Here is a 26250-nt window from a genome sequence, read left to right as displayed (position 1 = left end):
AACCAATTATCTAGGCGAAAAACGTCTTTCTATGCCAGCTTCTGCCATGATTTTAGTTGAAATTTCTTCAATAGAATAATGGGTTGAATCGACAAAACCAATATTATGACGGCTATAAAGGCTTTCTACCTCTTCTACCTCACGAATGCACTGTTTTAATGACGCATAGTTACTGTTAGCACGGCGTTCATTACGTATAGAAGAAAGGCGCTCGGGTTCTATGGTTAAACCAAATAATTTATGACGGTAGGGGTGTAGAGCTTTAGGCAATTCGCTATCTAACAAATCATCTTCGGTAATAGGGTAGTTGGCTGCCCTTACACCAAACTGAAGTGCCATATAAATACAGGTAGGGGTTTTTCCACAACGCGAAACGCCAATTAAAATAATATCGGCTTTATCATAGTGGTGGGTGCGTGCACCGTCGTCGTTGTCTAGCGCAAAGTGTACTGAGTCGATTCTAGCTTTGTAGGTATCTTCTTTGGCTTTAGAAAGGCCATGGCTTTGACCAACCGAATAGGTAGAGCGTGTTTTTAGTTCTTCTTCTAAAGGTTCTAAAAAAGATGAAAAAACATCAATGTTTAGCGCTTCACTTTTGCTAATAATGGTGCGTATAGTTTGATCGACCACGGTATCTATTAGCAGAGGGCGGGCGTCATCTTTAATGGCAGTGGCATTAACCAGCTGAACTATGGCATGGGCTTTTTCTTCAGTATTAATATAAGGCTTGGTTATTTGTTCAAACTGTATGCCTTCAAATTGTGCCAGCAGGCTACGGCCAAGCGCCTCTGCAGTAATACCAGTACCATCTGAAATGAAAAATGCGGTGCGCTTCATAGGGAGTTCCATCGTCTTAATTCGTGTTATCATCTGCATAAAATAGAGTGGCTTAGCACTCGGTAATTGATTTTGCCTGTTTTTAACTGCTAAAGCCATTGAGTGAACTTTTTTCTAACTGGAGACGTGTCTTGAGCAAAACAGCTGTGGGTGAATATATTGTCTGGTTTGACCAGCTGGGTATGCAGGACGTGGAGCGGGTTGGCGGTAAGAACGCTTCGCTAGGTGAAATGATTAGTAACTTAGCCAATGCTGGCGTGCAAGTACCCGGTGGTTTTGCCACAACTGCAGAAGCCTATCGTGAATTTTTAGCACATGAAGGTTTAGCAGATCGCATCAATAAAGCCTTAGATGAATTAGACGTTGAAGACGTTAAAGCACTAGCCGTTTGTGGTGCGCAAATTCGTCAATGGGTAATAGAAACGCCTTTCCCTCCTGCTTTAGAAACAGCCCTAGCTGAAGCTTATGCTCAGCTAGAAGCAAAAAGCCCCGGTTTAAAAGTAGCCGTACGCTCTTCTGCAACGGCTGAAGACTTACCTGATGCTTCTTTTGCAGGCCAGCAAGAAACCTTCTTAAACATTCAAGGCTTTAATGAAGTAAAACAAGCCGTTCACGAAGTTTTTGCTTCTTTATTTAATGACCGCGCCATTTCCTACCGTGTTCACCAAGGTTTTGATCATGCCGGTGTAGCCTTGTCTGCTGGTATTCAAAAAATGGTACGTTCAGAAACTGGCGCTGCTGGCGTTATGTTTACTCTAGATACAGAGTCCGGCTTCCGTGATGCAGTGTTTGTAACCAGTGCTTATGGTTTAGGTGAAACCGTAGTGCAGGGTGCGGTTAACCCAGATGAATTTTATGTTCACAAACCCACCTTGGCGGCAGGTCGTCCGGCTATTTTACGTCGCAGCTTGGGTAGCAAGTTAATTAAAATGGTTTATGGTGAAGCAGCCACTACCGCCAAGTCAGTTAAAACCGTTGATGTAGCAAAAGCAGAAAGGGATCGCTTCTCTTTAACTGATGAAGAAGTGATGAACCTTGCCCGTCAAGCCATGATTATCGAAGAACATTACCAGCGCCCTATGGATATAGAATGGGCAAAAGACGGTGATGATAAACAGCTTTATATAGTGCAAGCTCGCCCAGAAACAGTGAAAAGCCGCGATTCCAGCAATGTTATGGAGCGCTTTTTACTTAAAGAACAGGGCAAAATTTTGGTAGAAGGCCGTGCCATAGGTCAGCGTATAGGTGCAGGCAGAGTACGCATTGTTTCGGGTCCTGATGAAATGGACAAGGTAGAAGAAGGCGATATTCTAGTCACTGATATGACCGACCCAGATTGGGAACCGGTAATGAAACGTGCTTCTGCCATAGTAACTAACCGTGGTGGTCGTACTTGTCATGCTGCCATTATTGCGCGTGAAATGGGTATTGCTGCTGTAGTGGGTTGTGGTGATGCAACCGAGCTCTTAGAAGACGGCCAACTAGTAACCGTTTCTTGCGCTGAGGGTGACACGGGTTTTGTTTATGAAGGTAAGCTAGATTACGAATTGCTGACTAACAGCATCGAAGCCATGCCAAAAATCCCCTTCAAAATCATGATGAATATTGGCAACCCAGACCGTGCCTTTGGCTTTGCTGCTTTACCCAACGAGGGTGTTGGTTTAGCACGCTTAGAATTCATTATTAACCGCATGATCGGTATTCACCCTAAGGCCTTGTTAGAATTTGATAGCCTGCCAACCGATTTACAAAGCACTATAAATAGCCGTATTAAAGGCTATAACGGTCCAGTCGACTTTTACGTTGAAAAGCTAGTAGAAGGTATTGCCAGTTTAGCTGCTGCTTTCTGGCCTAAGCGCGTTATTGTTCGCCTGTCTGACTTTAAATCTAACGAATATGAAAACCTAATTGGCGGTAAGCTCTACGAGCCAGCCGAAGAAAACCCCATGCTAGGTTTCCGTGGTGCTTCACGTTATTTATCACCTAAGTTCCGCGACTGTTTCGAGCTAGAATGCCGTGCCTTAAAGAAAGTACGTGATGAAATGGGCCTAAATAATATAGAAATTATGGTGCCTTTTGTACGTACTGTGGGTGAAGCCAAGGGTGTATCTGAGCTACTAGAAACCAAAGGCTTGGTGCGTGGCGAAAATGGCTTAAAACTTATAATGATGTGCGAACTACCAGCCAATGCTTTGCTAGCGGAAGAGTTTTTAGAATACTTTGATGGTTTCTCTATTGGTTCTAACGACTTAACCCAGCTAACCCTAGGTTTAGACCGTGACTCAGGCATAGTGGCGCACTTGTTTGATGAGCGTAACCCAGCAGTCAAAAAACTACTTTCTATGGCAATTACTGCCTGTAAAAAACAGGGCAAGTATGTAGGTATTTGTGGTCAAGGACCTTCAGATCACCCAGACCTAGCACGCTGGTTAATGGAACAGGGTATTGATTCTGTTTCACTTAACCCAGATGCAGTGCTAGACACTTGGTTTATGTTGGCAAATCAAACCCCTGAATAACTAGCTGGAGTTAAAAATGGACTATGTAACACCTGATTTATGTGATGCTTACCCAGAGCTGATTGAAGTGGTTGAGCCAATTTTTAATAACCTTGGTGGTCGTATGTCTTTTGGTGGCGAAGTCGTCACCATTAAGTGCTTTGAAGACAATTCTTTGGTTAAAGAAGAAGTCGAAAAAGACGGTACAGGCAAAGTGCTGGTGGTCGATGCTGGCGGTTCTTTCCGTTGCGCTATGCTTGGCGATATGCTCGCTGAAAAAGCCATGCGCAAGGGTTGGGAAGGCATCATTATGTACGGCTGTATTCGTGATGTTGATATTATCAATGAGCTAGATTTAGGCGTACAAGCACTAGGCACTCACCCTAAAAAGTCAGAAAAACGCGGTGTAGGTGAATACCAAATTCCCGTTTCTTTTGGTGGGGTAACTTTTGTGCCGGGTGATTACGTTTATGCTGATAATAACGGCATTATTGCTTCTCCCGAGCCTTTAACCATGCCTGAGTAAACGTTATGTTACGCACTGCCCGTTGTTTATTATTGCCCTTAAGCGCTGTAGTATTTTTAGCAGCCTGTGGTTCTGAATCCACTGATACAGCTAAGGCCGATAAACAACCGGCAGCTGTACAAACGCCTAAAGTTGAACAACAACCTGAAATGGCTAGCGGTTTACTAACCCGCCCAGGTTGGACTTACTCCAAACAAGCAGTAGCAGCAGCCAACCCTTTAGCTGCTGAAGTCGGCCAAAGCATTCTTGCCGCTGGCGGCAATGCCTTAGATGCAGCCATAGCAGCACAACTAGTACTTAACTTGGTTGAACCCCAATCGAGTGGTATAGGTGGTGGTGCTTTCTTATTAAGCTGGAAAGAAGGCGAGCTAATCGCTTGGGATGGTCGAGAAACAGCACCTGCTGCCACAACACCCAACTTGTTTTTAGATGAAGAAGGTAAACCTCTTCCTTTTATGGCTGGGGTAACCAGTGGTAAAAGTGTAGGCGTACCAGGCTTATTAAAAATGCTGCAGGCCGCGCATAAAACGCATGGGCAGCTTGCTTGGCAAGATTTATTTCAGCCTGCTATTTTACTGGCAAAAGAAGGCTTTGCAATTAGCCCTAGACTCCACCTGCTACTAGATAAAGACCCAAAGTTAAGAAATAACCCTGCTGCAAGAGCCTATTATTATCAGCCAGATGGCAGTGCCTTACCTGTTGGTCATCTGCTTAAAAACCCTGCTATGGCAGCAATATTTACTCAAATTGCCAAAGAAGGTGCTGATGCTTTTTATCATGGTGCAATTGCCAAAAGCATTGTTGCAGCCGTTAATCAAGCCAAACTCCCTGGCAAAATGGAGCGTTCCGACCTAGCTAATTACCTACCGTTAGCAAGGGAAGCACTCTGTGGTAACTGGCAAGAATACCAAGTGTGTGGCTTTCCACCGCCTTCGTCTGGTCAGCTGGCAATAATGCAACTGCTTGGCATTCTAGATCAAGTAGAAAACCCTGCAACAGCTAGCGAAGAAAGCTTTTATACCGCTGAAGGTTTGCACCAGTATTTAGCTGCTTCTAACCTGGCCTTTGCTGATAGAGCCTTGTATGTGGCTGACCCTGAGTTTGTTGAAGCACCGGCAAATAGCTGGCTAAGTTTAATTAACCCAGCCTATTTACAAGAACGTGCCAGCAAAATAGGCGAAGGGTTTCAAGGTGTTGCTCAAGCAGGCAAACCAGAAAATTTTAAAAGTAGTTATGCGCTTCAGCCTGAACAGCCAGAATACGGCACTAGCCATTTAAGTGTGATAGATGCTCAAGGCAATGGAATAGCCATGACCAGCTCCATAGAACAAGCCTTTGGTTCACGCATTTTTGTTGATGGCGGTACAGGTTTGGCAGGTGGTTTCTTTTTAAATAACCAGCTAACAGACTTTGCATTCAAGCCCGAAGATGAACAAGGCAAGCCCGTTGCTAACCGAGTAGAAGCAGGCAAGCGCCCACGTTCTAGCATGAGTCCTACCTTGGTTTTTAGTAATCCTGCAAATGAGCTAGTTGCTAGTCTAGGTTCACCCGGCGGCGCTGCCATTATTCATTTTACTGCTAAAACCCTTTTAGGTAGCTTAGGTTGGCAACTGGCACCGCAAGAAGCTATTGAACTACCCAATATGGCTAGCTTTAACTCAACGGCTAGCCTACTAGAAACTAAGGGATTTTCTGCGGCAATGAAAGCAGGTTTAGAAGCCAAGGGTTATCAACTGCAAGAAAGGGACCTAACCAGTGGTATTCAAATGCTACTAGTTACCCCTCAGGGTATTTTAGGGGGTGCAGACCCGCGCCGTGAAGGGTGGGTGGCAGGTGAATAAGAAAATTCCGGCAGGCCTTGTTCTAGCCTCTGCTTCACCGCGAAGGCGCGAGTTATTATTACAGCTAATGCCAGAAGTTAAACTGCATATTTTGCCTGCCAATTTAGATGAAAGCCTTATTACTTCAGAAACGGGTACTGCTAGGGTTTTACGCCTAGCCGAAGCTAAAGCCACTGCCGTAAAGGCTAACCTGCCAAAAGCGTTTACCAACTACCCAATTTTAGCTGCCGATACCGAAGTGGTTTTAAAAGGTGTACCACTAGGTAAGCCTGAATCTTTTGATCATGCTGTTGCTCTTTTACAGCAGCTTTCAGGTTGTAGCCATCAAGTTACTACCGCAGTACAACTGCTACAAGGCGAAAAAGTACAACAAGCTGCTATTACTACCGAAGTTAGCTTTAAAGAACTTACCAAAGGTGAAATTGTTGCTTATGTAGCAACAGGTGAGCCCATGGATAAAGCCGGTGGCTATGGCATTCAAGGTTTAGGTGCAGCTTTTGTTACAGGCATTCAGGGAAGTTATTCCAATGTAGTCGGCCTACCACTAGAAACAGTTTATTTGCAGTTACGTCAGCTTGGTTATACCGTTATCTAAAATTGTTTTTTTAAAAACGCCTCCCATCTTTTACTAAAAAGGCTAGGAAGTTAATTTTGTGTCCAAAACCCTTGCATCCCCTGTTGAGCAACTATTAGAAATTAAAAAATCACGCTTTATTGGGCGAGTTGAACCCATTCAAAGCAGTGAAGAAGGTTTAAAAAAAGTAGAAGAACTCCGCAAAAAACACCCAGAAGCAACCCATGTTTGTTATTCACTTCTTGCTCAAGGGCAGGTTAAACAGTCGGATGATGGCGAGCCTTCAGGTACAGCCGCTAGCCCTATGTTGAATGTGTTACAGCACAAAGACCTAGATAACGTATTAGCAACGGTAGTGCGTTATTTTGGTGGAGTAAAGCTAGGTGCAGGTGGTTTGGTACGTGCTTATAGTCAAGCCATTAGTGAACCGCTGCAGCAGGCTGAATACGTTGATTTAACCCTACCAGCCCAACTAAAACTAGCCTTGGCTTTTGAGCATGAGTCTTTAATTAGACACCTAGCAGAACAGCAAAAACTTAGCCTAACAATCAACTACACCCATGAAGTAATTGCTGAACTTGAGGGAGAGGAAACTGCTCTGAAGTGTTTTTTAGATGATTTTTCAGAGCAGGTAAGAGGCCAATTAAGGCTGCTTGAGTAATACTTCTATCATTTGCTTCATTTCTGGCGACTCAGGTTCAGTTTTACTGGCAAAACTGCCAACCAGTTCACCATCAACATTAATCAAGTATTTATGAAAATTCCAACGAGGTAGGGGAGCACCAAGGTTTTTCAAGGCTTTAAATACAGGATTTAAATCGCCTTTGGCCACCGAGCTAGTAGAGAGCATTAAAAAGGTGACGCCATAATTAATAAAGCAAACCTCTGCAGTTTTGCTTTCATCCTTTTCTTCTTGATTAAAATCATTGGAAGGAAAGCCTAAAACAACCAAGCCTCGTGCAGCATATTCTTTATGTAAAGCCTCTAAGCCCTTGAATTGTCCAGTATAGCCACAATGACTAGCTGTATTCACAATTAATAAAGGCTGGCCAGCAAACTGACATAGGTCGATACTTTCAGTAGAGTGAAGCTCTCTTTGTGTGGAATCTAACAGCGCTGGGCAAATAGAGGGTTCTGCCCAAGCTGGTGTACTAACTAGACTAAAAGGTGCAAGCAAGAGCAATAAAAAAAAGGTATAAATAGGTTTCATAAGTCTGAGCATAGTTGGATTGTAAGGTGATTTACTGCACTAGTTAAACCAAACAAGGTGGAGGTAACCAATGAAAGTAAAACTTTGGGTAATTGGATTAATTTCCATCTTTGGTTTGCTGCTGTTAATTTACACCCTGCCTGCCATAACTGCCAATTTTTCTGTACTAAAAGATACTGGCCGACCTGTACCGGCAGAAGTGATAGAAATTGTTGATGCACAAACCCTGCTCGTACGCTTTCAAAACCGTAAAGAGCGCTGCGTGGTTTTGAATGGCGTTAATACCCCACTTAGGCAACAAGAGGGTTATAGGCGCTCTGTTTTAGGCATTATCGACCTAGTTCAAGGTAATTTTCGTAACCACATTTTGGTCAAAACCGATGCAGTGCTTAATTCTAAAGTTTGGTTGGCAAGCATTTATGACCTTGAACAAGAAATTTTAGGTAATTTGGCTTTGATTCGCTTTGGTTATGCTTGGCCAGACACCTACCTAGGCGACTTAGACGAACACAATTCAAACTACCTAGCCGAAGCTAATTCAGCTTTAGCAGAAGCCAAAAAAAATACGCGTGGCCATTGGGCAGGCATACATATTGGTGAGCTACCCCAAGAACCACAACAATCTTACTTAGTGCAACTACAAGCACTTGGACATTCTAGTGAACTATGCCAACCCTAATTTTTACCAAGATTTACCACCAGTTAATGATTTTAAAGCAGTTTTAGACCTTGATTGCTACCAAGAACTACCTAGCGACTGGTGGATTGTCATAACAGATATTAAAGCCTCAACTACAGCCATTGAACAAGGGCGTTACCGTGATATCAACAGCCTAGGTGGCTGTACAGTAGCTGCTATTTTAAATGCTGTTAAACCCACCGCTATTCCTTATGTTTTTGGGGGTGATGGAGCAACGTTTTGTATTCCTTCTCAACACTTAGAAAAGGTAGAGCAGGCTTTACGAGGCTGCATTAAGCTAGCCAAAGAAAGCTTTAACCTAGAGCTAAGAGCAGCGTTAATTCCTTATGAAGCCATTAAAAACCAAGCGAAGGTTTTAGTGGCTCGCTACGCAAAAAGCGACAGCTTGCACCAAGCAATTTTTGTGGGTGGTGGGCTGAGTGAAGCGGATAGACAAATTAAGCTAAATACCAAATGGCACGTACAACTGGCGGCGGGTGAGGCTAAAGCCGATTTAACAGGCTTTGAGTGCCGTTGGAATAGAATTGTAAGCCCGCAAGATGTAACTGTTAGTTTAATAGTTCAAGCTGTTTGTAAGCTAACCAGTCAGCAACTTGATTTATACCAACAGTTAATGCAAAAAATACATGAGTATTTTGGTGAAGATGAACAGATACAGCCCTTAAGTGTTGACGGTTTAGAATTAATGTACGGTAAAAAATACCTAGAAGCTGAAACTAAAGCACGTACTTTTTCTAAAAATAACACTTTTTTTTACAATCTATGGGATATTCGAGTTCAAAATCTTCTAGGTAGTATTTTTATGAAACTAAAGCTAACCCTAGGTAAAGCCAAATGGGGGCGCTATAAAGAAGATACCTTGCTTAACAGTGATTACCGTAAATTAGATGATACTTTTCGCATTGTATTTGCAGCCAAAAAAGCTGCATTAGCAAAGTTTGAAACCTGGCTAGCTAGCCAAGAAGAAGCTGGAACACTTATTTATGGGCTGCATATTAGTGATGCAGCACAACTAACCTGTTTAATTAGCCAAGTGGGTGTAAAGCACCTACATTTTGTTGATGGTTGTGACGGTGGCTATGCCTTAGCAGCCAAGACGTTAAAGTTAAAACAGAACCAATAGTGGAGAAAGACACCATGAGCAATTCAAGTTACACACCACCTAAAGTGTGGGTATGGGAAAAAGGTAATGGTGGCCAATTCGCCAATATAAACCGCCCCGTTTCTGGTTCAACCCATGATAAAGAACTGCCAGTAGGCGAGCACCCAATACAACTTTATTCTTTAGGTACGCCTAATGGTGTAAAAGTAACCATTATGCTAGAAGAACTGCTAGCTAAGGGTATAACTGCTGCAGAATACAATGCCCACTTAATTCGCATAGGTGAAGGCGATCAATTCTCTAGTGGTTTTGTAGACGTTAATCCCAACTCTAAAATTCCTGCTTTAATTGATACCAGCGTAAACCCACCACTGAGAGTATTTGAATCTGGCTCTATTTTATTGTATTTGGCAGAAAAATTTGATGCCTTTATTCCTAAAGACCTAGCAGGGCGTACCGAATGCCTAAACTGGCTGTTTTGGCAAATGGGTGCCGGCCCTATTTTAGGTGGCGGTTTTGGGCACTTTTATGCCTACGCACCAGAAAAATATGAATACCCTATTAACCGCTTTGCAATGGAAGTTAAGCGTCAGTTAGATGTGTTAGATAAGCAGCTAGCCAAAAACACCTATATTGCTGGCGAAGACTACACCATTGCTGATATGGCTATTTGGCCTTGGTATGGTGCTTTGGTTAATAATGATGTGTATGAAGCAGCAGAGTTTTTAGACACCCAAAGCTATAAAAATGTGCAGCGCTGGGCTGCGTTAATTCGCGAAAGACCCGCTGTACAACGTGGCCGAAAAGTAAACCGACCTTGGGATGAAAACCCAGTCTTAGAGCGTCATTCAGCCAGTGATTTAGACTAGTTATTCAGAATAATCAAAACCTGTACCCACTAGGTACAGGTTTTTTTACGTAAATCGACAGTAACAAGGCTGCTGTTTTTATTAACTTCCAACCTAAGTTGGCGTCCTGCTAACAAGGCCATAGAAGCAGAAAAAGCCAGTACCGTAAGCAGTAACCAAGTAATGCCTTTAATTCCTATACCCGCATCTAACATTAGCCCAACAACCAGCGGCCCCATAGCTGCAAGGGTGTAACCACCACCTTGGGCAAGCGCAGAGAGTTCACCCGCTATTTTGGCATTGCCGCTGCGCAATACAATAAGCGTAAGTGCTAAACTGAAAGAACCACCCTGACCTAAACCTAGAAGTATTGCACCTGGCCAACGCAGGGAAGGCGAGCCAAGCAAGAGCATTAAAAGCCCCGCAGCAATTAATAAAAAAACCAACATAAGTGCAGGGCGCTGATCTCGGCTTAACCTTGCTATCCAAGGTGCAGCTAGTGCAGAAACAAGCTGAGTCATAATAGAGCCACCCATAAGCCAACCTGCTTCACTTTCACTATAACCCTGCCTAACCAAGAGGGTTGGTAGCCAACCAAATACAATATAAGCCAAAGAAGACTGACTACCCATCAACAACATTACTTGCCAAGCTAGGGGCATTCTTAACAAAGCTTTGGCATAACCGCTAGATGACTTATTTTCAGCGTTAGGTGCAGGTTGAGGCATTATCCACCACCAGCCAACTAAAGAAGTTAACGCAAGGCTAGACCAAGACATAAGGCTAAGTGACCAACCACCTAAGGCATCAGCTAAGGGAATACTAAGTGCCGCACCCAAAGCCCCACCCAAGCAAAGCGCCATGGTATAAACGCCCGTCATTAAATCAGCACTATCAGCCAGCTCACGTTTAACTAGTGCCGGTAAAAGCGTGCCAAGAATACCTATAGCAGCCCCAGCCATGAGCGTACCTAAAAAAAGCAGCAGAGCAGTTGGAATACCCCGAAAAGCCAGCCCAGCACTAAGAATAATTAGAGCAAGTGCAAGACTACGCTCCAAACCTAACCGACGTGAAAACCAAGGAGCAAAGGGAGCAAAAAGACCCAAGCAAAGCACGGGAAGCGTGGTTAATAATGAAAGCGTAAGTACAGACAGCTCACCTTCATTTAAGATACGTGGCACAAGCGGTGCAAGGGAGGATAAGGCTGGACGAAGGTTTAAACCCACTAGCACCATAAGAAGAATAAAGCTAAAGCGGCTAGGGTTTTTGCGTTGAGAAGTAATAGGCAACATACAGACTTATAACTACCTTAAAAAAACTGAGTGTAAGAAGGCGCTAGAATAGCAGATATTGATTGAATAATGAGGACTTCGTACAATTGATAAAAAAGATTGTTGACTAAGAATAAAGTACCAGCAAAGCATGTAATTCATCTTTGGCTATAAATAAATAAAATACGATATAGTTAAATGCGATAACAATTTACACCCTAGAGGAAGCCTCATGCCACTACAGTTGATGATGTAACAAGCATGGGTGGTACACTAGCTGAGTTAGCTAATTACATTCTACTAAACGGTGGGCAAGTTGCTGGTAGTATAGTTTTGGTCAATGCAGGTCGATCTAAAGACTTTCAGCCAGTTAAAAAACACATTCAATTACTTGAGGAGCGGTTTAGTGATGAAATCAAACAAACCTTTGGCATACACACAAGAGCCCTCACAGCCAACGAAGCCAGCTACCTTGTCGGCTTTAGAACCGCTGACGAGATCAGAAATCGATGCATTAAGGCAAAAAAAGAGAGAAATCTCCGCTTATTATCAAAAGGTTTTGGATGAGCATTTTCGTAAAGAAGAAGCTCAAGGCACTTAAGCTTATGGAGTTTAGTCACTGGGCATGAGTGATGTTTTCTTGTGCGGCAGCATAGTGTGCATAAGCGGCATAGCCATCACTGATAAGCGTGCCTGAGAACTGTGATTTCAGCACTTGTTCAATATGAAGCTTGCCTCGACTATTTGAGTAGGTAAACACCACTTCATCGGCATCGCCATACATTGGCCAGAACCACCCGGATTTCATTTTGCCTTTTTGTGCTCCAGGCCGCTTTTGGTGACCGGCTTTAATGGGTGTTTCATCCATTGCCAGCACTCGACTGCGTAAAATGCTGTCGGTTTGGGCATCAACGATGGGGCGCAATAAATCAATGCTGCGTTTAACTAAATTGGTGAGGGTGCTGCGTTAAAGTCGAAGAAGTTTTTTATGCACCTTTAAAACGCTTAAATTGCCGGTATTTTTGCACTTCAATGCCATCAATTAACAGTTGCTGTTCTGGTCTAATTCAAATAGACACTTCAATGAGAGACAATAGATCCAGTCTAGCTTGAGGTGAATGATGAATCAAAAGCGTAAATATAAAACCTACTCTAAAGAGTTCAAAGAAGAGGCTGTATCCTTGGTGACAGAACAAGGTTACAGCGTTGCTGAAGCAGCTGAAGCGGTCGGGGTAAACCCCAACCAGATTTATAATTGGAAGAATCAACAAGAAGAGCAGGTTAAAGGCACCCTGCTGAACGACAACGAACGTACCGAACTGATAAAGCTCCGCGCTGAAAATAAGCGTTTAAAAATGGAGAAAGACATCTTAAAAAAGGCATCGGCCTTCTTCGCCAAGGAAATGAAGTAGGTTTTAAGTTTGCTCATTCCAAGGTGCAAGAAGGCTACTCAGTAAGCCTGTGTTGTAAAGCTTTAGGTTTAAGTCGTTCAGGCTATTACGCTTGGGAAAAACGTCCAGCACAGCTTATTACTAATGATACGCTGATGTTATACCGTGAAGCTAAGCAACTATTTAAAGAAAGTCGTTACAGCTTAGGAAGCCGTGAGCTGATGAAAGCTTTACGTAAAAAAGGCTATTTTATAGGCCGTTATAAAACACGCACAATTATGCGTAAGCTTGGTTTAGTTGTTCGGCAGCGAGTGGCTTACAAGGTAACGACTAAGCGTGACGAGCGCCACTTAGCAGCACCTAACTTGGTGAGTATGGATTTTAATCCAGCCCAACCTAATCAAGTATGGGCAGGCGATATTACCTATTTAAGAACCGGACAAGGTTGGATGTATTTAAGCGTTGTTATGGACTTGTATTCTCGCCGGATCATCGGCTGGTCTATTAACAAACGCATGACAAGCGACCTTGTCTTACAGTCGGTTAAGCAAGCTTATTGGCTTAGAGGGCACCCAAAAGGTGTTATCTTCCACAGCGACCGTGGCTCACAGTACACCAGTAAGAAGTTAAAAAACGCGTTGACTAAGCTAGGTATAAAACAATCGATGGGCGATGTTAGCTTGTTGGGACAATGCCGTTGTTGAACGCTTTTTTGGCAGTTTAAAACACGACTGGATACTCAAAGCTCAACACCCAACTTACGAATCTATGGCAGCCGATGTTGCTGCGTATATGAAATATTACAACCTAAAAAGGCTTCATACGTCTAATGGTGATATGACCCCAGTTGAGTATGAAAATTATCAATTAAAAGTGTCCACTTGGGCTTGACCAGTACATGCAGCCCGGCAGGCGTTAATAGTTTTTGGCCTTTGCTGGTTGGCTGCACTCGAAACTGACCCTGCTCCAAGCTTTAGCTGGCTTCTAACGAGGGCACTTAAGCCTTGAAAAGATTGACGCATATCCGTGGATTCGATATACAGCCAAGCGCAACTCAACCCCATTCCCTAAACTTAATACGATATCCCAACCCTGTTTAGCCGAGGGTGAAGCATCCACTAAAGCGGATAAGTCTAAAAAATTAGTTTTTTGGCTAGCTGAAGGCTTGGTTGCTATTGACTGATAAGGCTCTTGAGTAGGCGTCGCTTGTTCAGCGAGTCGTTTACGCCAAGTATAAAAACAGGAGCAAGCTAGTTTATGTTGCTGGCAAAACTGTTTAATGGACAAGCCACTGTTACGGTGTTGGTTTATTAGAGTCTGCCACTGCTCTGGAGTAGGATGTTTTTTCATGGAGGTCACCTTGTTAACTATAAAAAGTGACTGTAGAGAATTATTTGTTGAAGTGGCAGAACGTCTTAGAATGAACACTTACGTTGCACTGATGTTAATTATAATTCTCTACATAGCTGGCGGAATACTGGCTTTAGGCATACTAAGCCTTATACCTGGTGTGAAACTGCTGGTTACTCCTGTTATTACGCTACTTACTAAGCTGGTAGAGTCTTTTTTTGTAGTTTTTTTGGGTTACTTTATTTGGCTTATTAAAGCTGTTTTCTTTAGCTACATTGATATTTTTAAGCATTTATTTGGCAAACGAGAAAAATTCTTACCAACTGACAACATTAAGGAATAATTTTGACTGATAAAAATGAGAAAGAGTGGACTGAGTGTGTAGTTTTAGCAGAAAGACTACCTTCAAACCCTGATGACTTAAAACTTTTCATAGACCAGAAGGCAACACTAGAAGAGCTAAAAGCTGTAAGGGAAGGCATTGATAGTTACATTGAAATTCTTGAAAAAGATAGCATGAAGGTTCCTCACTAATAGCCGTTGTCATGCCTGCCTTACCTACTCATGAAAACTGCCAATTTGGGCTAGTTACTATGAATAGGTGTACATTATGATAAGCAAGCTAAAGCAAAAAGCTAAAGGTAACTGGGGTTATATTATTTCATCAATAGAACCCAGCACCCTTGATGCGATTAATTCAAATTGCAGCCATGTGCCTTGCCCTGTCCACGGTGGTAAAGATGGTTATAGGGTTTACCGTGACTTTCATGAAACTGGCGGTAGTGTTTGCAATACCTGTGGCAACTTTTCGGATGGTTTCGCTACATTAGAATTTGTCACGGGTATGTCTGTTTCTGAAGTTGTTAAGAAGGTGCGTGATCTTTTAGATGACAAGCCTAGCTTAATTACCAAGAAAGCAAAAACTGCTCGTCTGCCAAAGCCAAAACCAGTAGCAAAAGCAAATAAAGCTACTGAAAGGCTTAGGGCTGCTTGGTTGCAGTCGTCTCAGAATGATATTTCACTTATTGAGAAGTATGTTGTGAGTAGAGGGCTGCCAGTTGGCTTAGCAGAAGTTTGGGCTAGCCAGGCTAGGCAAAATTCTGTAATGCGTACTTACCAAAAGGTAGAGGGTGTTATCGTTAATTTCGGTGTTCAACCTGCAATACTATCTATTGTCTATAATGGTGATGGTCAGGCTATTAGTCTACATCGCACTTATTTAGACGGTGAAGGCGCTAAAAATACTGTTTTACCTAATGCTAAAACATTGATGCCATCTAAGGAGGGTGTTAAGTGGTTTAGTTGTGCAGTTAGACTTGGTGAGCAACCTGAAACTACTTTAAATGTAGCTGAAGGCATCGAAACAAGTTTAGCTGTTATGGCAATGGGTGAATCTCACTGCTGGGCTACAGTAAATGCACAAAATCTTGCTGGTTTTGTTCCACCTGAAAACATCAAAGAAGTTGTTGTATGGGCTGATTTAGATAAATCTGAAACTGGATTTAAAGCAGCACAAGCACTGCAAGAACGTCTTTGTAAAGAAGGTATTGAGGTGATTATTAAATTGCCGCCAATGCCTGTACCTAAGTCTGCTAAAAGCGTTGATTGGCTAGACTATTATCAATCCCTACCTAAGTAGGTATAAATTCATCCCCAGCCACGGCTGGGGTTATTTTGAAACCAACAAATCCTGCTTACCAAGAAAAATCATTACAATCGCATGTATAAAATCTCTGGTTTGCCAACCTCATTTGCGGTAAGAAAAATGGAGTTAAGACTGTCTAGCTCTCAGCAAGAGCTTTTAAAATGGGTGGCCATTGTTCTTATGGTGTTAGATCATGTGGGCTTTTTTTTAGAGCAGTACGCATGGTTGAGGTATGAATGAGGCGTATTGGGTTAAACAGAAAAGCCATAGTGGGTACCGTCCGGCAACTCAACATCGAGCCGCAGCTTGCCACCAGAGGCTTCAACATATCGCTTAATGGAGGAGAGTTTTAAGTCTCGTCCAGGCTGCTCCATCTCGGAAATTGTTGGTTGTCTCACACCCAAAGAAGCAGCAATTTCCCCTTGAGTGAGATTCATGCGATCACGAAGCTCTGCTAGGTGGATATTCAACAACATCTCAGTAGCCACTTTCTGTGCTTTGGCAACAACCTCAGGCTTTTCTGCTGCCAGCATTTGGTTAAGAGTTCTTGCCATAACGTTTACTCCTTCTTCAATTTATCCAAGTGTGCCGCAAATTCACGGTCTGCAATTGGGATCATTACTTCATAAAACCGTTTCTCATCTCCGGTCTTGTTACCGGCGCATAGAAGAATTCCTTTACGCTTTGGATCGAATGCAAAGAACGCTCTGAGAGGATCTCCTTTGCTTTGGACCCGTAGTTCTTTCATATTGCTGTAGGATGAACCGTACAGAGTATGGTCTTGAAAGCCTAGGCCCCCTGTCTCGAAGTACCATCATCGAAGCTAGCACGTTGGCTCTATCAGTATCATCCAAAGTATCGAACCACTCATCAAAAGTATCGGTTGTCTCTATGGCCCACATGGTTTCTCCTAAACTATATAGCATCTATTCTATATAGGCTAAACCCTATAATCAAGAAGTGTAGAATATTTTAGCTACCTGTGCGGTAATTAACAGTAGGCAAAACCTTCCTGAAGCATATGATTGTAACTTATTGAATTTATAGAAATAGTTTTCACTTAAAGCAAAAAAACAATATTTTTAGGTAACACGGTCTATTGATAAATTTAACTTTTCAATCACCCACCCATTAAGTGATTTTCCTGCCCTTTCTGCCTCAAGTTTCCATCGGTATTTGTCATTTTCATTACACCTAAGGCTAAGGCTATCGTTAGCTGGTCTGTTGTGTTTTTTTGCGTACTGATTGCCAGCCATGTGGCTGTAACGGTTTGGGGTATCAGACATATTCTTACTCCTTTTGTTTTTCTATGTTTGAAGCACAAACATACAATGCCTTGTTTAAGGAATGTTTGCAATACGCTCTTTATTCTCATTTATCACCCTTGCATTACCTACCCATGAAAATAGCCAATTTGGGCTAGTTTCTATGAATAGGTAAAATCATGAATAACGTTAGTCAAGTAGCTCACGCTTTGTCTGTAAGTATAGACGTTGCCGAAAAGGCAGTTGAGTACGGACTGGTAAAACTAGCACACCACCCTGAGAAAGGTCCTGAGATTTTAGGGGTGGAGTCTCACGCTATCTTGGTACAAGAAGTAGGTAGATGCGTATAGATTTGGCTATGAGCGTCCAATAAACTATTGAATGACTTCATTCAATAAAATAATGAATATTAAGTTCATTCCCAGCCACGGCTGGGGTTATTTGTTAAACCAAGCTAAACCCTGCTTACCAAGAAAATAATTACCCAACCATAATGTACAAAATCCCTGATTTACTCACCTCATTTGCAGTAAGAAAAACGGAAGTAAGTCTTTCTAGCTCACAGCAAGAGTTTTTAAAATGGTTGGCCATTTTCTTATGGTGTTAAATCATGTGGGCTTTTTTGGTTGCCTACAATTACTTGCTTCAACGTAGCCTAACTTGCTTCAACGTAGCCTACGGGCTACAGTGAGCCATTTGAGATATACTATCAAAAGCACCGACCAGTTTGATAAATGGCTAAAAAAGCAAAGTGACCGTCAAGCAGTTAGAGCTATTGCTATACGTATTGTTAGGGCTGAACAAGGAAACTTTGGTGAGGGCGTGAGTGAAATGCGTATTTTTATTTAGCAGAATGTTTCCATGATGAAGACCCTGGGTTGTTTGTAAATGCGTTAAGGTATCTAGCTAAGCATCACGGTATGACTGAAGTTGCTAGAGCCGCTGGATTAAATCGTGAGAGCTTGTACAAAGCGTTTAGCGGCAAAGTGCAGCCTAAGTGGGATACGATTGCACGAGTGATGCGTGTATTGCACGTGGATATGACAGTGGTAGCTTAAATATGCACCTTAAAACTAGATGTCAATTTGTTTTTAGCTTATCTAAATAATCTGCCCAGGCTTGCATCATTTCTATACGATCGCCTTAAACGCTGGCAGACTATCTAAAGGGTATGCAAGAAGAAGCGCCTGAACAAGCTTCTGAGCTGATTAAATCCACAGTTAAAATGCAGGGTGAGGGTAACAATACTTTAGCGATAGGTTTGGTAGATCGTAACAACGACGTTGCTTGGGCTAACCTGAATGAAGTTGTGCGTTACTTCATATACCTAAGCAGGCAAAGAGAGGTGTTCGGTGCTTTGGTAGGGGGATATGAAGTATTATTTGAAGAATTACAGGCTGTTGCACTAGCAAGTTGAATCCAAGAAATAACTGGTATTGATTCTCGTTTAAAAAGGGTTGTTAGACAAACAGCCCTTTATTTAGACTAAAGTATTGATAGCTCGTAAAGCTTGATTTTATGGGTACTAAGGTGCCAAAAAGCAGGTTTATTGACGTATGTTAAGTAATTAATCTATTGCTTTAATTAGTAAACAAATGTAAAAAAGTTTAAGTGTAAATTAAAACCACAGTATCTGTTGGATTTGTAAACTAGAAACCAAAGGAATATGCAATGTCAGGAATTAACCAGTTCATTAAAGATAAACTGTCTGAAATGGGTAATAAAACGTGGATAACGCCAGATATTGACCAAAAGAAATTAAATAATGCTGTTAATGCCTTTAAGTTTGATGGCGAACCAACATCGATAATTGGTATTTGTGATAACACGACTTTTGGTAGTGCGAAAGAAGGTTTTATTCTTACTGGTCTTAAGGTTGTATTCAAAGAGGTTTTTGAATCGCCAGTTGAAATTTTTTATGAAGAAATAGAGTCAGTTGACTTTGTAGTGGACGTTACAACAAACAATAAAGGAAAAGAGAAAAAAAGTGAGTATTTAAGAATAATAACCAAGGATGGCAGAACTATAGAAGCCAAGTACTCTTCTTTAGTTAATCTTGAAAAACTAGCCGAAATACTTTCTAGCGTGATTAGTGACTATGAGAGTTACGAGGAACAGAATCAGTTACAGCCGATCGAAGAGTTATCAGATAGTCTTAAAGTAGCTTATCTCAAAATAATTGTGAACATGGCTTTTGAAAATGACGGCGAGGTTGATGATGCTGAGTTTGCAGAAATTATGCAGCTTATGTCTCGGCTTAAGTTAAGTGTTGAAGCAAGAAGTGAAGTAAGGCAATACTTAAGCAGTTTAGAAAACCTAGAGCCTGTTAGTAATTTAGTAGGCACTATTGATAGCGAAGCACCAGATGGAATGAGTAAGTCTCTACATATCTCATTAGTAAAGGACCTTATAAGCATTAACTCATCCTTGACAAGTAGCGTGACCAGTGATTTTGATTTCCTTCAAAAAAATCGTGATGTTTTTCAGGTGACTGATGAGCAGGTAGAGTTAACACAAATGGCTATTGTTAACGATAAAAAATTCTTGATCGAAATTATACTGACACTGCAATAACTAAAAGCGTTAAGGAGCTAAGTGCAAAAGCAGGTGCTGTTGGAGTACCACTTGGTGCAGTATATCTATCTGGTTCAGTAATGGGGATGTCTGCAGCAGGAATGACGTCAGGACTCGCTTCACTCGGCATGGGTGGCGTACTAGGGTTATCCAGTATGGCTACTGGTATTGGAGCTGCTGTTATCTTAGGTGTTGTGGCATATAAAGGAGTGAAGCACTTTACGGGATCTGGTGTAGATGAAGGTGATAAGCGCCGTGAAATTATGCTTCAAGAAGTTATTCGAGGGAGTCAATTAGCGGTCAATATGATGATTGAAGATATTAACCATCTTTCACTAGACTTAAATCGTGCACTTGCTTCTGAGAATGTTACAAAGGAAAAACTGTCAAAATTATCTGTAAAGCTCTCCCAATATATACGTGCTTCTAAAGTTATTTCTGATAGAAATGAAAATGCTGTAGCAGAAAAGACCCGTTTAAAATCGCCAGAGCTTTTAGATGTTGTACGTTTAAAAACATTAACAAAAAGTCATGATAAATCAAAGTATTATGATTTTGTGATGAATTTCTACAAAGAAGAAGTTGTAACTGAACAGAAAAATGGTCAGGAAGTAGAAAGTAAAGTGTACCGTTTAGTTAAGAATGGAAGTGTAAAAGACATGGAGCAGTTAGGGCAGTTTTTTGAATTGCTAGATTACTCAAGTACACAGTCTGCTGTAAAAGGTAAACTCCAAGGATTATTTTCTTAATGACAAAGTTTAAGGAACAAACAGATGCTTTACTAGTTCAGAGACACCAACAAACAGAAGGTGAGCAAAAGCTAGGTGAAATAGAGCAAGGCATCAATGAATTAAAAAAATTCAAAGTGAAAATCTTGATGACTTTGACGAACTTGATGCACAATTAGATGCATTGATGGCAGCAGAGGGAATTGTTTACGACCCTGGCGACTGCTCTTTAGAATTAGAGGTTGAGCTTGCACTAGATGTTGATGTTGAAGGCATTACAGCTCGTCATGAAATATCACTTATAAAAGCTTTAGAGCATGATAATGAAGCAGATTGGGAGAGCTACATAGCTTCAATCAGAAGCTATGCTTCTGAAAATGGTGTAAATCTGGAAGGTGACCCTTTCGCGCGACTAATGACTGAGTCGCAACGTATAGAAATCACTAAGCGTATCAACGACGATTTAACCTATAAAAAATCCAACTGTGATAAGTATGACTATATGATCGCAGCTACATGTGGAATGGTAGCTGGGCTAGTAGATGTCTTTTTTATTGGGTTGCCTGGTACTAGTAAAATCGGTGAAGCAGCTGATAAAACAGTTGATAGTGCAGTTATGGGGGTGTCTAAGCTTTTTGGTTGGAAGGGGCCAAGAGATCCGGAAGGCAATAGTGTAAAAAGTGCAGTTGGTTACTTAGAAAGAAATTACTCTGTTAATTACGACCAAGCATTATCCAACTCCCCAAATAAAAAAATGGGGACTAGCGGCCAAGTTAAAAACCTTACACCTAAGAACCACCATATTAAAAGTTTAGGTCACTCTCCTGACCTTATCGGTCTACTTTTCTCTATCATTAACCAATTTACTAGTACATCAACTTTTGTAAGTGATGGACGGTTAATTACAATAGATACTGAGACCTTTGAATTAAAAGGTAACAATTTTCCTGCTAAAGTTTTTGCTGGGTTTTGTAACTGGCTAGGTCATATAGCATCAGATATGGCTGGGTCCTCTGGATCAAAAGGACGTGGAGCTGGTGTGCCGATACCTTTCTACTCATTACTTCAATTTATAGATGTTGGTTCTTTTGGGCAGCATAGAGATACTTTTGCTAAGGTGGCCGTTAAAGTGTTCGAGGAAGGGTATGACCTTCGTCATGGTGTCGCTCTTGCAGTACCTGTGCTTATAGCTGAACTAATGACTCGCTTAGCTTGGACATTTAAACAAAAGGTTTATCATCAGAAAGAATGGAATGAATGTATTCCAACAGCTAATAATCCAGAGTTGCGGCGCATGTTGTTAGTAGCACATGGAACATTATGTCTCGTTGATGGTGTTGATGCTGGTTTGCGCTCTGGCGGTGACATTGTTCAGTTTATGTTGCGCTCCAATATTTTGGCGTGGGCAAGGTTCGGTACCTTGGCAATTAAAGAGCTACGTGCTTGGTACAAGGTGGGGCATATTGATATTGATGCTGCTAATGAGCATCTAGATAAAGAATATGCAAAGCTATTAGAAAACCAACTATAGAACCCTTAGAGCAAAATAAAGTAGGCTTCGTAATTTTAAAATGTATCTTTTTTATGAGATCTGAACTAACTATTTGAGGAGCGCTTACATCAAGCAGGGCAGATATTTGGTATCGTTGCTCTCTGGTGAGCTGTGTGTAGTGTCTCATGTTTGCTTCTCATTCTTGGTTGATTGAAAAGCATAAGATGCTACAGCAGCTTGCCTTCCAATCCTAACTTAATGAGTTGCACTTGAGAGTTGAATCTAGGAGGTGACATAACAATTTTGAACCAAGAAGAAAGTACGCCACTACATGTGGCGGTGGGGATGCTTTAATCTTTCAAATTATCTTCTATCCCCAATGCCCACCAGTAGGGTGCAAAGCTTTTTTCTGTGGCTTGGGCTACTAGCTTAATAAAGTCATCGTAGTCGCCTGTACAGTGCGCTTTATCTAATGATTGGTAGTAGGCCAAGCGTTGGTCAACTTCAATTACCGTAGCAGGGAAGCCAGCCTTCATTAGTTCAAGATTCATCAACAAACGTGCAGTGCGTCCATTACCATCAACAAAAGGGTGAATCTTCACAAATTCACCATGCACTCTGGCTGCTCTTTCAATCGGGTGTAATGCCTGTGCAGATTGATTGTACCAATCGACAAAGGCCGTCATCTGTTCAGCTACTTGTATTGCTTGGGGAGGGCGGTGTTCTGCACCAGAGATAAGTACGTTTACTCTTCTGTAGCTACCAGCATTCTCTGTGTCGATGTTTTTTAGTACTAACTGATGTAAAGATTTAATCGTCCACTCATCTAAAGGCTGCTGCTTAGTAACTAAATCTTCCACCAAAAAAATAGCATCACGGTGGTTTATAGCTTCAAAATGTTCTCGTATTGTTTTACCACCAATAGTGATGCCTTCTAAAGCAACCTTGGTTTCTTTAAGGGTGAGGGTGTTACCTTCTATGGCATTGCTGTGATACGTCCACTGCAATACAAGGCTCTCATGCAAGTTTTTAACGATCTGTGCATCTAAAGGCCGGTAGGTGTCTAGCTTGGCTTTTAGAGCGTCGAGCATAGAGAAGCTACGCATACTTTAGATCCTTTAAGTTACCGAAGGTGAAGTAGGTTGCTTCGGCAGGTTAGCATTATTCTTTTGCTAAGAAGCTAGTTGGTTTCCATCGAATTTTAATCAATTTTGTCTAGTGCAGAGGCTAGCAAGAAATCGTGTCTAGTCCAGTGTCTAGCCTACAGATTGAAAACCATTAAACCAAAAAAAGACCTACGCTAAGTTGCTGTAAGTCTTTGATTTTACTGCCTTTTTTGGTCGGAGTGATAGGATTCGAACCTACGACCCCTTGCACCCCATGCAAGTGCGCTACCAAGCTGCGCCACACTCCGTCATCTGTCTATTGCTATGTTTCTTTACTGTGTCTTCAGCCTAAGGGGGTTGCTGATTCAACGGGTCGTATTATAGGTAAGTTTAGTTTATTTGCAAGCTATTTTAAAAAACTTGAGTGTTTTCAATCACCTTGGTAGGCTTCTACTCTGGATTTAAGTTTTTGACCAGCCCTAAAAGTAACCACACGGCGTGCTGAAATAGGAATTTCTTCACCTGTTTTTGGGTTGCGTCCAGGTCGCTCACTTTTATCTCGTAAGTCGAAATTTCCAAAGCCTGAAATTTTTACTTGTTCGTTATCTGCTAGGCAGTCTTTGATTTCACTAAAAAAAAGATCAACCATTTCTTTGGCATCACGTTTGGTAAGTCCTAGTTCATCAATTAGCTTTTCAGCCATTTCTGCTTTAGTCAGTGCACCCATGTATTCCGCTCCTTGCAAGTGTTGCACGGAAACTATTCAAACAGATGAACAAGCTTGTTGTGCTTGCTCATCTGAAAGCAGGGTTGTTATCTAAGCTGATTTTTCTGCCTAGCACATAACTTGCTAGTTAATTAACTTGGTTTAGTTATTTTACTAAGTAATTAACTGCGTAGTTCTGCTGCATAACCCTGTGAAAAGGCCGTAACAACTTGATTAACTTGAGTATTAATTTCTTCATCAGTTAGAGTGCGTGAAGGATGCTGCCAGGTCAAGCCCAAAGCGAGGCTCTTTTTACCTTCTTCTACGCCTTTTCCTTGATAAACATCAAACAGGGTGACTTTTTGCAACCACTCGCCACCTTGAATGCGAGCTTCTTGTATGAGTTGTCCTACTGGTAGCTCTGCATCTACCACTAGAGCAAGATCACGTCGCATCTCAGGAAAGCGTGAAAGGCTTTGGAATTGAGCTACTTGCCCTTGAGTAATGCTAGCCAGTGTTACTTCAAATACAAATACCTTGCCGCGTAAATCGAGTGACTTCATCAGTTGTGGGTGAAGTGCACCTATCCACCCCGCAGTTACTAGCTTGCCATCTTCTTGCTGGTAGAGTATTTCTGCACTTTGTCCCGGGTGTAGAGCAGGGTTGCTTGCAGTGCGAAATTGCCAGCGGTCTGTGTTATTACCTAAATCTATTAATGCTTCTAAATCGCCTTTAAGGTCGAAGAAGTCAACTTCTTCAGCCTTACCTGTCCAACCTTCTGGGAAGCGGTTGCCGCTAATTAATCCAGCCAACATTGCTTCTTGTTTTAGGCTTTTGTCTGCTTGTTTAATGAAACGTAGGCCAGTTTCAAAAAAGCGCACTCGGGGTTGTTGGCGTTTTTGATTGTGGCTTAGTGCCTTGGCTAAACCGGGCAGTAGGCTTGTGCGCATTACAGACAAGTCTGCTGAGATAGGATTAGCAAGCGCAAGTGGTTCGTTGTTGGGGTCGAATAAGGTCGACCATTTAGGGTCAATAAAGCTGTAGGTTATGGCTTCTTGATAACCACGAGAGATAAGCAGTTCTCGAATTTTACGTTGGCTAATTTCACTTTCTGGGCGGCTTTGAATAATAAGGTTTGCGGTGGGTGCTTTAACGGGCAGATTGTCATAGCCGTAGACACGCGCAACTTCTTCGATTAAGTCTTCTTCTATGCTGATATCAAAACGGTAGCTAGGTACCTGAGCAACCCAAGCTGAACCTGTGTCGGTCACTTCTAGGCCAAGGCGGGTTAGAATATCGCTAACCTCGGCATCATCTAAGCGAATGGCAAGCAGCTGTTCTAAACGTGCTTTGCGTAGCGTTACTGGCTGGCGAACAGGCAGATGGGCTTCTGAAACGGCTTCTGTAATCGGGCCCGCTTTACCGCCAGTAATTTCTAATAACAGCTCGGTAGCACGTTCCATGGCTCTTTCTTGTAGCTTAAAGTCTACACCCCGTTCAAAACGGTGCGAAGCATCGGTATGCAAACCGTATTCACGTGCTTTACCAGCTAAGGATAAAGGGTCGAAGTAGGCTACTTCTAGCATTAAGTCTTGTGTTGTTTCATTACAGCCGCTGGCTTCGCCGCCCATTATGCCAGCAAGGGCTAGCGCTTGCTGATCATCGGCTATTACCAAGGTTTCAGGCTTTATTTTAAGCTGAGTGCCGTTAAGTAGGGTTAGTTCTTTATTAGGCTTAGCAAAGCGAACGTTGATTGCACCCTTGATATTGGCAAGATCAAAGGCATGCATTGGCTGGCCAAGTTCTAGCATAACGTAGTTGGTAACATCAACGACTGGGTCTAGGCTGCGAATACCGCCACGGCGCAGTTTTTCTTGCATCCAAAGGGGTGTAGCGGCCTTAATATTAACATCACGTATAATGCGGCCTAGGTAGCGTGGGCAGGCCGTAGGTGCTTCTAGGTTAATTGTTGGTTGATCATCAATAACAGGGCTAATGCGGTTAAGTACGGGTTGTGTAACACTAAGGCGGTTAAGTACGCCCACTTCACGCGCTAAACCTGCAATAGATAAACAGTCGCTACGGTTGGGGGTTAGGTCAACATCAAAAATTTGGTCATCTAGCTGCAAGTAGTCACGAATGTCTTGACCAACTGGCGCATCGGCGGGTAATTCCATAATGCCATCGTGGCTTTCAGAAAGTCCTAGCTCTTGTTCCGAGCTGAGCATACCAAAGGATTCAACCTGACGTAGCTTGGCTTTTTTAATTTTGAAGTTGCCGGGTAATACCGCACCGATACGAGCAAAAGCAGTTTTTAAACCGGCTCTGGCATTGGGCGCACCACACACCACGGCAAAGGTTTCTGTGCCATCGGTTACGCTACACACTTGTAGTTTGTCTGCATTGGGGTGGGGTTCGGCGCTAAGTATTTCACCAATAACCACACCAGTAAAATCACCTGCAGCAGCTTCTCTGCCATCTATTTCTAGCCCTGCAAGGGAAAGTTGTTCGTCTAGGCTGTTGGAATCTAATGCTGGGTTAACCCACTCACGCAGCCATTTTTCACTGAATTTCATTATTTTGGAA

At 42.2% G+C, this 26250-nt stretch carries 30 protein-coding genes, 1 tRNA gene and 2 pseudogenes; 21 read left to right on the top strand and 12 right to left on the bottom strand.

The genetic code is table 11. The features are described 5' to 3' along the window. Positions 1 to 6: 6 nt before the first annotated feature. Positions 7 to 837, bottom strand: a complete 831-nt coding sequence (ppsR, locus tag H571_RS0106780; RefSeq protein ID WP_027848636.1) for a posphoenolpyruvate synthetase regulatory kinase/phosphorylase PpsR — start codon at positions 835 to 837, stop codon at positions 7 to 9. A gap of 146 nt (positions 838 to 983) precedes the next feature. Between ppsR and ppsA the strand changes: the two genes are divergently transcribed. The 5 genes from ppsA to H571_RS14525 are packed head-to-tail and all read left to right on the top strand — an operon-like array spanning position 984 to position 6937. Beyond that, a complete protein-coding gene (gene ppsA / locus H571_RS0106775) occupies positions 984 to 3356 on the top strand; it encodes a phosphoenolpyruvate synthase (protein WP_027848635.1) in 2373 nt (790 codons plus the stop codon). 16 nt (positions 3357 to 3372) lie between these two features. After that, positions 3373 to 3861: a ribonuclease E activity regulator RraA gene (gene rraA / locus H571_RS0106770; RefSeq protein ID WP_027848634.1), complete on the top strand. Its 489-nt coding sequence runs from the start codon at positions 3373 to 3375 to the stop codon at positions 3859 to 3861. Between the two features lie 5 nt (positions 3862 to 3866). After that, positions 3867 to 5702 carry a gamma-glutamyltransferase gene (gene ggt, locus H571_RS0106765; protein WP_027848633.1) on the top strand — a complete coding sequence of 612 codons (1836 nt, stop codon included), beginning with the start codon at positions 3867 to 3869 and terminating at the stop codon, positions 5700 to 5702. Beyond that, positions 5695 to 6297: a Maf family protein gene (locus H571_RS0106760; protein ID WP_245562331.1), complete on the top strand. Its 603-nt coding sequence runs from the start codon at positions 5695 to 5697 to the stop codon at positions 6295 to 6297. The genes ggt and H571_RS0106760 overlap by 8 nt, the downstream gene beginning before the upstream one ends. A gap of 58 nt (positions 6298 to 6355) precedes the next feature. Next, positions 6356 to 6937: an IMPACT family protein gene (locus H571_RS14525; RefSeq protein ID WP_051168200.1), complete on the top strand. Its 582-nt coding sequence runs from the start codon at positions 6356 to 6358 to the stop codon at positions 6935 to 6937. Here H571_RS14525 and H571_RS0106750 read toward each other — a convergent pair. Beyond that, on the bottom strand, positions 6920 to 7486 hold the full coding sequence (locus H571_RS0106750; protein ID WP_027848631.1) for a glutathione peroxidase: 567 nt from the start codon (positions 7484 to 7486) through the stop codon (positions 6920 to 6922). The two genes, H571_RS14525 and H571_RS0106750, sit on opposite strands and share 18 nt — an antisense overlap. A gap of 70 nt (positions 7487 to 7556) precedes the next feature. Here H571_RS0106750 and H571_RS0106745 point away from each other — a divergent pair, with 70 nt between their 5' ends. Genes H571_RS0106745 through yghU form a run of 3 tightly spaced genes read left to right on the top strand, consistent with a single transcriptional unit; the run spans position 7557 to position 10157 of the window. Next, positions 7557 to 8165: a hypothetical protein gene (locus tag H571_RS0106745; protein ID WP_027848630.1), complete on the top strand. Its 609-nt coding sequence runs from the start codon at positions 7557 to 7559 to the stop codon at positions 8163 to 8165. Beyond that, entirely contained in the window at positions 8146 to 9309 is a 1164-nt protein-coding gene (locus tag H571_RS14520; RefSeq protein ID WP_051168199.1) for a DUF3095 domain-containing protein, read from the top strand. The genes H571_RS0106745 and H571_RS14520 overlap by 20 nt, the downstream gene beginning before the upstream one ends. A 14-nt stretch (positions 9310 to 9323) precedes the next feature. After that, on the top strand, positions 9324 to 10157 hold the full coding sequence (yghU, locus tag H571_RS0106735; protein ID WP_027848629.1) for a glutathione-dependent disulfide-bond oxidoreductase: 834 nt from the start codon (positions 9324 to 9326) through the stop codon (positions 10155 to 10157). A 29-nt stretch (positions 10158 to 10186) separates the two neighbouring features. Here yghU and H571_RS0106730 read toward each other — a convergent pair whose 3' ends face one another. Next, a complete protein-coding gene (locus H571_RS0106730) occupies positions 10187 to 11428 on the bottom strand; it encodes an MFS transporter (RefSeq protein WP_051168198.1) in 1242 nt (413 codons plus the stop codon). Positions 11429 to 11816: 388 nt separating this feature from the next. On the opposite strand from H571_RS0106730, the gene H571_RS15900 reads away from it, so the two are divergent. Then, positions 11817 to 12008, top strand: coding sequence for a hypothetical protein (locus H571_RS15900; RefSeq protein ID WP_156887849.1), 192 nt, complete (start codon positions 11817 to 11819; stop codon positions 12006 to 12008). 18 nt (positions 12009 to 12026) lie between these two features. On the opposite strand, the pseudogene H571_RS0106720 reads toward H571_RS15900, so the two are convergent. Then, a pseudogene (locus tag H571_RS0106720) lies at positions 12027 to 12374 on the bottom strand (IS66 family transposase); the annotation flags it as partial. A 154-nt stretch (positions 12375 to 12528) separates the two neighbouring features. Between H571_RS0106720 and H571_RS15810 the strand changes: the two are divergent. After that, positions 12529 to 13689, top strand: a pseudogene (locus H571_RS15810) (IS3 family transposase). A 93-nt stretch (positions 13690 to 13782) separates the two neighbouring features. On the opposite strand, the gene tnpA reads toward H571_RS15810, so the two are convergent. Further along, complete coding sequence (tnpA, locus tag H571_RS14505; protein WP_051168196.1) at positions 13783 to 14148, bottom strand: IS66 family insertion sequence element accessory protein TnpA; 366 nt, start codon at positions 14146 to 14148, stop codon at positions 13783 to 13785. A 10-nt stretch (positions 14149 to 14158) separates the two neighbouring features. On the opposite strand from tnpA, the gene H571_RS0106700 reads away from it, so the two are divergent. From H571_RS0106700 to H571_RS0106690, 3 genes are all read left to right on the top strand, one after another. Next, positions 14159 to 14491, top strand: coding sequence for a hypothetical protein (locus H571_RS0106700; RefSeq protein ID WP_156887848.1), 333 nt, complete (start codon positions 14159 to 14161; stop codon positions 14489 to 14491). Between the two features lie 2 nt (positions 14492 to 14493). Further along, on the top strand, positions 14494 to 14682 hold the full coding sequence (locus H571_RS0106695) for a hypothetical protein (RefSeq protein ID WP_027848624.1): 189 nt from the start codon (positions 14494 to 14496) through the stop codon (positions 14680 to 14682). A gap of 76 nt (positions 14683 to 14758) precedes the next feature. Next, positions 14759 to 15787: a toprim domain-containing protein gene (locus H571_RS0106690; RefSeq protein ID WP_027848623.1), complete on the top strand. Its 1029-nt coding sequence runs from the start codon at positions 14759 to 14761 to the stop codon at positions 15785 to 15787. Positions 15788 to 16044: 257 nt separating this feature from the next. Here the strand turns inward: H571_RS0106690 and H571_RS0106680 are convergent, their stop codons facing one another. The 3 genes from H571_RS0106680 to H571_RS0106670 form a co-directional block, all read right to left on the bottom strand. Beyond that, a complete protein-coding gene (locus tag H571_RS0106680) occupies positions 16045 to 16347 on the bottom strand; it encodes a helix-turn-helix domain-containing protein (protein WP_027848622.1) in 303 nt (100 codons plus the stop codon). 5 nt (positions 16348 to 16352) lie between these two features. Then, on the bottom strand, positions 16353 to 16541 hold the full coding sequence (locus H571_RS16305) for a type II toxin-antitoxin system RelE/ParE family toxin (protein WP_425411350.1): 189 nt from the start codon (positions 16539 to 16541) through the stop codon (positions 16353 to 16355). Positions 16542 to 16875: 334 nt separating this feature from the next. Continuing rightward, positions 16876 to 17079, bottom strand: coding sequence for a toxin-antitoxin system HicB family antitoxin (locus H571_RS0106670; protein ID WP_156887846.1), 204 nt, complete (start codon positions 17077 to 17079; stop codon positions 16876 to 16878). 158 nt (positions 17080 to 17237) lie between these two features. Here H571_RS0106670 and H571_RS15890 point away from each other — a divergent pair, with 158 nt between their 5' ends. The 8 genes from H571_RS15890 to H571_RS14485 all read left to right on the top strand — a co-directional run bounded on the left by H571_RS15890 (position 17238) and on the right by H571_RS14485 (position 21891). Then, positions 17238 to 17408, top strand: coding sequence for a hypothetical protein (locus tag H571_RS15890; protein WP_156887845.1), 171 nt, complete (start codon positions 17238 to 17240; stop codon positions 17406 to 17408). 346 nt (positions 17409 to 17754) lie between these two features. Then, a complete protein-coding gene (locus tag H571_RS15800) occupies positions 17755 to 17907 on the top strand; it encodes a type II toxin-antitoxin system RelE/ParE family toxin (protein WP_084482731.1) in 153 nt (50 codons plus the stop codon). 29 nt (positions 17908 to 17936) lie between these two features. Next, the gene (locus H571_RS14495) at positions 17937 to 18116 is read left to right on the top strand and encodes an addiction module antidote protein (protein ID WP_084482721.1); all 180 of its coding nucleotides are present in this window, start codon (positions 17937 to 17939) and stop codon (positions 18114 to 18116) included. A 113-nt stretch (positions 18117 to 18229) separates the two neighbouring features. Continuing rightward, positions 18230 to 18475 (top strand): hypothetical protein, encoded by a 246-nt coding sequence (locus H571_RS0106645; protein WP_027848620.1) that lies wholly within the window; start codon positions 18230 to 18232, stop codon positions 18473 to 18475. A 254-nt stretch (positions 18476 to 18729) separates the two neighbouring features. Continuing rightward, positions 18730 to 19632: a hypothetical protein gene (locus H571_RS15505; protein WP_051168195.1), complete on the top strand. Its 903-nt coding sequence runs from the start codon at positions 18730 to 18732 to the stop codon at positions 19630 to 19632. An 86-nt stretch (positions 19633 to 19718) separates the two neighbouring features. Then, complete coding sequence (locus H571_RS15500) at positions 19719 to 20381, top strand: hypothetical protein (RefSeq protein WP_156887844.1); 663 nt, start codon at positions 19719 to 19721, stop codon at positions 20379 to 20381. Beyond that, positions 20381 to 20539 carry a hypothetical protein gene (locus H571_RS16005; protein WP_211219769.1) on the top strand — a complete coding sequence of 53 codons (159 nt, stop codon included), beginning with the start codon at positions 20381 to 20383 and terminating at the stop codon, positions 20537 to 20539. The genes H571_RS15500 and H571_RS16005 overlap by 1 nt, the downstream gene beginning before the upstream one ends. 8 nt (positions 20540 to 20547) lie before the next feature. Further along, positions 20548 to 21891 carry a hypothetical protein gene (locus H571_RS14485; RefSeq protein ID WP_211219768.1) on the top strand — a complete coding sequence of 448 codons (1344 nt, stop codon included), beginning with the start codon at positions 20548 to 20550 and terminating at the stop codon, positions 21889 to 21891. Positions 21892 to 22202: 311 nt separating this feature from the next. Here H571_RS14485 and H571_RS0106625 read toward each other — a convergent pair whose 3' ends face one another. The 4 genes from H571_RS0106625 to pheT all read right to left on the bottom strand — a co-directional run bounded on the left by H571_RS0106625 (position 22203) and on the right by pheT (position 26240). Continuing rightward, entirely contained in the window at positions 22203 to 22958 is a 756-nt protein-coding gene (locus H571_RS0106625; protein WP_027848619.1) for a Fic family protein, read from the bottom strand. A gap of 231 nt (positions 22959 to 23189) precedes the next feature. Next, positions 23190 to 23266 (bottom strand) — tRNA-Pro (locus H571_RS0106620). Between the two features lie 122 nt (positions 23267 to 23388). Then, a complete protein-coding gene (ihfA, locus tag H571_RS0106615; RefSeq protein WP_027848618.1) occupies positions 23389 to 23685 on the bottom strand; it encodes an integration host factor subunit alpha in 297 nt (98 codons plus the stop codon). A 161-nt stretch (positions 23686 to 23846) separates the two neighbouring features. Beyond that, positions 23847 to 26240 carry a phenylalanine--tRNA ligase subunit beta gene (gene pheT, locus H571_RS0106610; RefSeq protein WP_027848617.1) on the bottom strand — a complete coding sequence of 798 codons (2394 nt, stop codon included), beginning with the start codon at positions 26238 to 26240 and terminating at the stop codon, positions 23847 to 23849. Between the last annotated feature and the right edge of the window lie 10 nt (positions 26241 to 26250).

This window comes from Marinospirillum minutulum DSM 6287, from assembly GCF_000422325.1.
GTDB classification, from domain to species: domain Bacteria; phylum Pseudomonadota; class Gammaproteobacteria; order Pseudomonadales; family Halomonadaceae; genus Marinospirillum; species Marinospirillum minutulum.
Note: the sequence above shows the minus strand (reverse complement) of the source record. Positions and strands in the feature narration are given on the sequence as shown.